General features: G+C 61.1%; 7 protein-coding genes. 2 read left to right on the top strand and 5 right to left on the bottom strand.

What is annotated here, in order from left to right:
* Nucleotides 1-422 precede the first annotated feature (422 nt).
* A complete protein-coding gene (locus WBP53_RS11550; protein ID WP_423929055.1) occupies nucleotides 423-1,535 on the top strand; it encodes a serine hydrolase domain-containing protein in 1,113 nt (370 codons plus the stop codon).
* Between the two features lie 11 nt (nucleotides 1,536-1,546).
* Here the strand turns inward: WBP53_RS11550 and WBP53_RS11555 are convergent, their stop codons facing one another.
* A complete protein-coding gene (locus WBP53_RS11555; RefSeq protein ID WP_423929057.1) occupies nucleotides 1,547-3,163 on the bottom strand; it encodes a winged helix-turn-helix domain-containing protein in 1,617 nt (538 codons plus the stop codon).
* 94 nt (nucleotides 3,164-3,257) lie between these two features.
* The gene (locus tag WBP53_RS11560) at nucleotides 3,258-3,788 is read right to left on the bottom strand and encodes a c-type cytochrome (protein WP_423929059.1); all 531 of its coding nucleotides are present in this window, start codon (nucleotides 3,786-3,788) and stop codon (nucleotides 3,258-3,260) included.
* Nucleotides 3,789-3,835: 47 nt separating this feature from the next.
* Here WBP53_RS11560 and WBP53_RS11565 point away from each other — a divergent pair, with 47 nt between their 5' ends.
* Nucleotides 3,836-5,272, top strand: a complete 1,437-nt coding sequence (locus tag WBP53_RS11565) for an alginate export family protein (RefSeq protein WP_423929061.1) — start codon at nucleotides 3,836-3,838, stop codon at nucleotides 5,270-5,272.
* Between the two features lie 386 nt (nucleotides 5,273-5,658).
* Here the strand turns inward: WBP53_RS11565 and WBP53_RS11570 are convergent, their stop codons facing one another.
* The 3 genes from WBP53_RS11570 to WBP53_RS11580 are packed head-to-tail and all read right to left on the bottom strand — an operon-like array spanning nucleotide 5,659 to nucleotide 8,302.
* Complete coding sequence (locus WBP53_RS11570; RefSeq protein WP_423929063.1) at nucleotides 5,659-6,060, bottom strand: SirB2 family protein; 402 nt, start codon at nucleotides 6,058-6,060, stop codon at nucleotides 5,659-5,661.
* A 51-nt stretch (nucleotides 6,061-6,111) separates the two neighbouring features.
* Entirely contained in the window at nucleotides 6,112-6,969 is an 858-nt protein-coding gene (locus WBP53_RS11575; protein ID WP_423929065.1) for a DUF6544 family protein, read from the bottom strand.
* A 4-nt stretch (nucleotides 6,970-6,973) separates the two neighbouring features.
* Complete coding sequence (locus tag WBP53_RS11580; protein WP_423929067.1) at nucleotides 6,974-8,302, bottom strand: NnrS family protein; 1,329 nt, start codon at nucleotides 8,300-8,302, stop codon at nucleotides 6,974-6,976.
* Between the last annotated feature and the right edge of the window lie 244 nt (nucleotides 8,303-8,546).

Genomic DNA, 8,546 nt, shown 5'->3' on the forward strand with positions numbered 1-8,546 from the left:
CCTGGACACCGCGCAGGTCCGTAAATCGAAAATCGACGTAGCGGATGTTCTGGTCCTTGATCAGCTTGAGAACCTTGTCTGCAGACATGGAAAACCTCGAATGAAAATGAATGTAGGTAGTGAGTGATTGCAACCTGCATGCCAGATCTGCTGCGCCGCACAAACAACGAATATTCAATAACTTGGAGAGTTCTGTCGCTGATCGGAGGCCGTGGCATGCATCGTATTGGTGCATAGCTCCCCTGTGACGCCCCATCTTGGTGCGCTGAGGTCTGGGGCCCTCTTGTGGACGGGGCCGAATCATTCGGGACACGGGATCCGACGCTGCCGAAAGTCGGATTCAGAAAACTTCATTCGCTCTTCCGACACTTCATTCGCCAATGCGGCGTACTGGCGACTCTCCACCCATCCCGAGGACGCCAATGAAATCCGCACTGCTACTGCTCGCAACCGCCGCACTATGTGCCGGCGCACAGGCCGCCACGCCGACCGCACCCGAACTGCTCGAGGATGGCTGGCGCGTCGGTGATGCCGGCAAACTCGGCTGGAACACCGAACTGTTCGATAGCGCCGAGGCGAAAATCGCCGATGGCACCTGGAAAGGCACGACCAGCCTGGTCGTCGCCCACGACGGCCGACTGGTCTACGAGGGCTACTTCAACGGCGGCTCGCGCGACCAGCTCAATGACACGCGGTCGCTGACCAAGACGGTCACCGCGATGCTGATGGGCGCGGCCATGGATCGCGAACTCATTGCCGACGAACAGGCGCCCGCCTTCGCGTTCTTTGCCGAGCGCGCGCAACCGAAGAACCCGGATCCGCGCAAACAGGCGATTACCATCAAGGATTTGCTCAGCATGAGTTCGCTGCTTGAGTGCAACGACGAAAACCAGTTCTCGTCCGGCAACGAGGAACGCATGTACGTGAGTGAAGACTGGATCGGTTTCGTCCTGGATCTGCCAATCAAGGGCTTTGCCCCCTGGGACACCAAACCGGCCGACAGCCCCTATGGCCGCTCGTTTTCCTACTGCACCGGTGGTTCATTCCTGTTGGGCGCCATTGTCGAGAAGGCCAGCACCGAAACGCTCGGGGAATTTTCCGGCAAGGTGCTGGAACAGCCGCTCGGGATCGAGGCCTCGCAATGGAATCAGGCGCCCGATGGCACCTATATGGGTGGCGGCGGCACACGCTTCCGCAGCCGTGACCTGGCCAAGCTTGGCGAACTGCTGCGCAATTCCGGGCAGTGGAACGGAAAGCGCGTCCTGTCCGAAGACTGGGTCGAGGAAATGCTGACCGTGCAGGTTCAGGCGCGCGACGACGCCGACTATGGCTACCAGATCTGGCGCTTTCAGTTCCCGCACGATGGCAAGCAGCTGGGCGTCTGGGCCATGTCGGGCAATGGCGGCAACTATGTCTTCATTTCACCCGAACTGGACCTGGTTGCCGTCGTTACCAGCAATGCCTACAACCAGCGCTTCGCGCATCCTCAATCGCAGGAGATCTTCCGCGATATCGTGCTCAAGGCGATGCCCTGAGGCAATGCTGATCAGGGTTGCCTTGACGCCGACAACAGGTCGGCTGGCAACCAGTCTGCGGCGAGAACCGTGGCGCGCTCACGCGCCACGTGGCGCCCGATCGCGTCGAGTGCGGCGACGAAACGCGGCTCCCCTGCCAGCTCGATGAAGAATGGCGAGACCTGCAAATAAGCCTGATCGACGAAGCCCGCCTCGATAGCGGAATCGAGCGCATCGAGCGCCCTTTCGCGATGCCCGAGACTCAGTTCCAGCACGGCCACTTCCATCTGCACAACCGGCGCGCGGTCACCCGCCTCGATTCCCTTGCGAATCTGCTGGAGCTGAGTCTCCAGCCAGACAGTGTCCCGAGGGCCTTCGGAATAAACGTGCAACAGGGTTTCCGGCCAGCTCAGATGCGGGCGAAGGCTGGAAGCCTTCTCGAATGCCGCCAACGCGGCTGATTGCTCACCGCGCAGCAGAGCCAGCTGCCCGGCCAGGATCAGCAGATCAGGGTGAAGCGGCCGTTCGAGAGCTTCTGCGACGGCTGCTTCGGCCTCGCCAAGACGGCCCTGGAGGAACAGGCTGCGCGGCCAGTCGGCATTCGAATAGACGTTGTCCGGATACAGTCGAAAGCTGCGTTCGTAACGTTGCTCAGCCGCAGCCTTGAATCCGAGCAGTTCAAGGACACGGGCAACCTGGATATCGAGGAAGCGCAAGTTGGCGCGGTCCGCCGACACCTTCAGATTGGCCCCGAGTGCATCGGCCAGGCGACCTTTTTCTGCGTACAGGAACGCCGCCGACGCCAGGCTGTCGTTGCGTGACGCCGGATCCAGGGCGTAGGCGCGCTCATACTCGAGCAGTGCCTGGTCAATCAGACCCTGACAGTCGAGCGCATAGGCCAGTGCATGGTGCCCCACGCTGTCGCTGGCATCCTGATCCACCACAGTGCGGGCCACGGCTTCGGCACGCTTTGCGGAATCCGTGCCGCGGTTGTACAGGCACATGCGCGCAGCCAAGGCGCGACTGAGCTCCGCCATCGCCTCCGTATTCGCAGGCTCGCTGGCGAGGACCTCTTCGTACAGTGCAATCGCACGCTCATTGTTGGCATCCTGCCCGATGCCGGCGTAATACCGGGCGCGCTGCAGCGCATTCTCGGACATGATCACCGGGCCTGCCTGCAACTCGGGATCCGGCTTCCTGGCGGCATGCCAGGCAAGTCCCCCTGCCACAGCCACGATTGCCAGCGCCGTCACGGCCTGTAGCGCTTTTCGCCATCGGCGAGTCGGTTCGGGTGGCGGCGAGCCGGTGTCGCTCGATCCGGCGAACTCCATTGCGACCGGCAGACTGCATAGCTGATAGCCGATTCCGCGAACTGAACGCAGGTAGCGCGGACTGCGCCCATCATCCCCGAGCGCGCGCCGAAGCAACTTGACCCGCTGGGTTACCGTCTCTTCGCCAACGACGGCAGGTGCCCAGACGCCGGCGATCAATTCGTCGAACTCGATTACGCGGATGCCCTGGAGCAGCAGGAATTCCAGCAAACGGAAGCTCAGTCCACTCACCTCCAGCGCTTCGCCCGCGCGCTCGACGCGCTGGCGATCCAGATCGATCAGGAGATCGTCCAGGCGGAACTGGCGGCTATCGGACATGCAGGAACCTTAGCCCATCAAGGATGCTTCGGCACCACGCAAAACGCCGCCTTGCGGCGGCGTCGGCTGGACATGGGCGATGTCCGCAGATCAGTCAGCGAACCTGACTGATCATCCATTCCACGGTAACCGTGACCTGTTCGTCGGTCAGGGCCGGGTTGCCACCCTTTGCCGGCATCATTCCGGCGCTGCCGGTATAGCCTTCAATGGCGTGCTTCACCAGGGTCTCTTCACCCTGCGCTATGCGCGATGTCCATGCTGCCTTGTCGGCCAGCGTGGGCGAACCACCGGCCCCCGTCTCGTGACAGGCATGACACAGATTGCCGTAAATGACCGAGCCATCGAGGGTGCCGCCATACGCCACCTCGGAAGCAGCCGCGGCTTTCGCGGCTTCGGCCGCAGCGGCAATGGCTGCAGCTCCCGTGTCACCGGCGTATACGGCACCGACCGGAGCAATACGCTGGTCCGTAACCTTGGCCGCGCCCGGATTCACCGGCGAGGGATTATCGCTGTAGATGTAGGCACCCAAGGCGATCAGGAGCACGCATAGCACGACCAGAAATGTGATCAGCTGGGCGAAGTGCTTTAGAAAGACCGCGTCGGTCTGGGGAACAGGATTGGTCACGAAGCCACCTCTTGCGAGCGCCCGGAGCAGGCACCGGTGCGCCAAAATTGACGGACAAGTATAGCCACGCCGATGAATTCACGGAAGTCCGCCTTTGCGCGACCCCTCACCGCAGTTTCACGCCGCTGGCGGGCCAGAGCAGCCTGCGGCAACCGGTCGCGCCGGTCCGTCATGTTTCAGCGGGCTTGATCCGGGTCAATGAGATGGATGGCCAGCAGGGGCAATCTGGCGGAAATACCGGCCGCACCGGCCCGCTCAAGGACATTCCGATGATCCGAACACGCATTCGTACTGGCAGGGCTCGGCTTCACGCGTCGATCATTCTCGGGCTGTTGATCGGCTTGCCAGTGACAGGCCAGGCGGTCGAGGCACTGCCGTCAGGACCGGTCATCGATATCCGCTACCGACATGAAAACGTCGACGACGCTGCATTCAACAAGGAAGCGGATGCCGATACCCTGCGCATCCGGCTCGGCTATCGCTGGGTATTCGCCCCTGGCTGGCAGCTTTACGCCGATGGCGAGCACGTAGAGGCGTTCGCCGGCGAGAAGTACAACAGCACGGCCAATGGAAAGACCGAGTACCCGGTGGTTGCCGATCCCGAATCCAGCGAGGTCAATCAGGCCTTCCTCGGCTACGCGGACGAACGCATCGACACGGCGCTTGGCCGGCAGAAGGTCAACATCGACAACCAGCGATTCTTCGGTGATGTCGGCTGGCGCCAGAATGAGCAGACTTTCGATGCCTTCTCGTTCAGCACCACGACAACAAGCGCCGGGCCCGTCATTCGCTACCTATATCTCGATCGGGTGCTGCGCGTGTTCGGCCACGACAACCCCAACCCGCTGCTTCGCGAGTGGTCACTCAACGGCAACCTGTTCCATCTCGACCAGAAACTGCCGCTCGGCCAGCTGACCGGCTACGCCTACCTGGTCGAGAACGACGACATCGCAACGAATTCGACACAGACCTATGGCCTGCGCTGGACCGGATCCCAGGCATTCGAGAAGGTCACGCTGGGCTGGGCAACCGAGTACGCCTGGCAATCGGACTGGACCAATAACCCGCGCAACGTCAGCGCCAACTACTGGCTGATCGAGCCAAGCCTGGAAGTGGCCGGCATCAGGTTCACCGCAGGCTGGGAAGTGCTCGGCGGCGACGGCGATTACGGATTCAGCACACCGTATGCAACCTTGCACAAGTTCAATGGCTGGGCAGACAAGTTCCTGGCTACTCCGCTGAATGGCCTCGATGATCGCTACCTTGGCGCCAGCGGCAAGATCGAAAAGGCGGCATGGGCGATCACCTGGCATGACTTCAATGCCGATGATGGCAGTGCCGACTACGGCTCGGAGTGGGATGCTTCTGTCTCGTATCCGTTCGGCAAGCACTTCAAGGGATTGCTCAAATACGCGGACTACCGGGCCGATGGGTTTTCGTCGGACACGCGCAAGATCTGGGCAAGCGTCGACTACCGCTACTAGCCCGGATTATTCATGAGTTCGGGCGAGCAGTCTGTCGCGCACTCTCATGATTTACAGGAGGCGCGACAGGGGCGATGCTCTTGCCGAGACGTGCGAAGTGCATCGCCCCTGACGGGCCGACGGGAGTCTCTTGGAGTATCGCGGCTGAAACCGCTTCGTACGGGTTTTTCCGCAGCCGAATGACTGGTCGATCTCGTCACCGGCGCGGACTTCGATCTCTATCCCGCTTTGCCGCTTCGTTGTTGGCTTCAGCCATGATGCCCTTGCCGCATCGTGCCGAACAGCATCGAGGCTGAAGCCTCCTCCTGCATATGGCCGGTGCCGGCAGCAGCCAGCGAAAGCTGCCCCGCACTTTGTCGATCATGATTGGCTCGCTGATCGGATGTTCACTGAATCCAGCGCGAGAAAATTCCCCACGGTGAGTGCGCGAGCGCAACGCTGATGATGAACGCGTAGACAACCAGCGCAGCGAGAAAATAGCAGGCGCGCACCGCGCGCGTCTTGCCTCGTTTCAATGCGAACGTGCCGAGCGCGATGTAGACCACGAGCAGCACGACCTTGACCGTCAGCCAGCCCTGCACGAACGGGTACTGGTGCAGCAAGGTGATCAGCATCAATGCCGCGGTGAGCAGGGTCGTGTCGATGGTCCAGGACATGATCCGCAGCGCGATGTTGTTGGTGTGGCGCGACCGCGCCAGCATGAGCAGGCCACGAATCGCAAACAGGCTGCCGGAAAGAATCACGGCGACGATATGAACGTATTTGATTTGCGGATAGAACTCGATCATCGGCTGTGCTGTCGTCGGTAGGTGGAATTGAAACGGGGGATCACTCCGGGATCACGCCAGCTCATGTCTGATTTCTTCGATGCGCCCTTTCCAGACAGACTGCCAGTCCGAGTCTTCGAGCCAGGCAACTTCTCCCGCGAGGGGCACGCGCATGCCGTTGCTTTGGACATAGTCCGCGAAACGGCCCTGCCATGGAACCTTGTTGTAGCCCGAACGCGTGCGCATCCAGCGTCCCGGGCAGTGAACCGAGCAGATTTCATTGCGCGCGTTGAAGCGGAATTCGAGTGACACATGGATTCCTTGCACCGTGATGCTGGCCAGGGCCGACTCATCGTCGAGCGCGGTCCAGCGCACACCGGAAGTCGGCAGCAAGGCGGTCGGCGACCACACGGCTTCGGCCAGGTAGCGATGCAACTGCGCCTCGTCGAGCTCGGGATGATCGTGATCACTGGCGATGCGTACCGCAGAGAACATGCGCAATTCACCGATGCCACGACCAGCAATGAATCGATCGCAAATCTGCAGGCTGATCCACGGCAGCATCCGCACACGTGCAATCCAGAGGAAGCCGCGCGTCGCCGGTGCGATCACTTGCTCGGCGTCAAAGGTCAGCCAGCGCGGATTGCGCGTTGAAGTGCGCAGGGTTCCGCGCTGGAGGAGTCGGGTCAGGCGTATGCGCCGCTGGCCATCGACAAGCACATGGCGAAAATAGTGCTGCACGATTTCGGGAAGCGCTGCGAGCTCCGCGAAATCGACTGGCTCCTGCGCCACGTCTGATGTCGACTCCAGCTCCAGCTCCGCATGCTGGATTGCCTGCTTGGTCTTCCCTCTCAGATGCAACATCACGGCCCAGATGCCGGCAGCAGTCAGCACCAGGACGAGAGTCAGCCAGGGCATTGCATCAGACACGTCGTCAACCCGGATTGCCGTCGATGCGCGGCGTCAGGAATATCCACAGGGAACGCAACACCCAGGGCAGAAAGGCGACAAGCCACGCAAACGCTGCGATCGCCAGCCATCCGCTTGCATCTTGCGCCACCTCGGCGAACAGGCGAATCAGCACGACGATCTGGAGCAGGACAAACGTCAGCCACGGTATGCGCCCCATTTCCAGTGGCCTGCCCGAGTGGCCCTGGGTGACCCGCGTAACCATGGCGACCAACATCGAGCCGAAGAAGCCGATGGTCAGCGCGTGCACGGGCATGCGCCCAAGGAAGATGTTGCTGTCAAAGAAGAGCAGCAGACTTTGCAACGCATACAGTCCGAACGCGATTGGCAGCCAGGACGCTGCAACATGCAGGACGGCAAGCAAGCCGGGACGCATGCATTTCCAGGGTTGCCAGCGAATCCAGTGGGTCAGGAAAAATGCCATCAGTGGCGCATCGGCCAACCACAGCCATTGCGGCAGCCGCGCCAGCTCCAATCCAAGGTGAGCGAGTACGAGCACCCAGAAGACTGGCAGGCTCCACGCAGGCTTGAACATCTGATAGCGGGGACCGATCGCACTGGCGCTGAAGAACGGCAGCATGCGATGGCAGACCGTGAAGTAGATCGGCAGCAGCAAACCAAAAGTACCGGTCTTGATCGCAACGAGTGCCAGCTCCGGCGAAGCACCGAAGGCGAACGCAGTGAAGGCCGCCAGGCCGAGGAATCCGAGCACGAGTGCGCTGAAGCACGACAGCGCTGTTCGATCCTTCGCGCCATTGTGAACCAGGATGCCTCCGAGAACGAACAGGGCATAGGTCCAGCCAGCCAGCATCATGACAAGGCCGGCGAGCAGCAGCGGTTTTCGATCGAGCAATCCCGCATGCGACAACAGATAGCCGCCGAACACGCCAATGAACACCGGCACGTAGTGGCGTTTGCCCAGGGCGGGCTGACCCATCCAGCGCGGAAAGACTGTCAGCAGGAATCCGAACATGAAGAACGGCAGCATTCCGTACTGGGTGAAGATTGAATGCGCCCAGCCGGCCGGTACGGGCGACGCTGGAAATACGGCGCCGTAAACGCCGGAGCCCAGCACGCAAGCCCACCACAACATCGAACCGATGATCGCCGTGGCGCCCGCAAAGAACATCAGCCGATGCGGTGCACTGGCCAGCAGAACCGGCAACTCGGCAAGTGCGGCACGCATGCTGCTGGTTTCAAGATTGCCGAATTCCATGATGAAACCGAGGTTCACATTTTCCGCCTCGATCGTGCGGGCGTTCGGATAGCCGTTCAAGTAGACCTGTGCGTTCATTCGCCTGCTCCGCTGCTGATAAACCGCCAACGCGGCCCTCTCAGGTTCATCCAGGGGAGCCGCCGCCTCGATCGCATTATTACGAACGATTCTCATCCGCGCCTTGACCAGGATCAGGTCGGCATCGAAAACACCGGGCCTGCCGGCGCGGCGTAACGCCATGGCGGCTGCCATAGCCGACGCCTATCGATCATATCGAGATGTTCGATTTCCTTATTTCGTATATGTCTAATATATTATATGC

It is taken from the genome of Dokdonella sp., assembly GCF_049593775.1.
Classification (GTDB): domain Bacteria; phylum Pseudomonadota; class Gammaproteobacteria; order Xanthomonadales; family Rhodanobacteraceae; genus Dokdonella.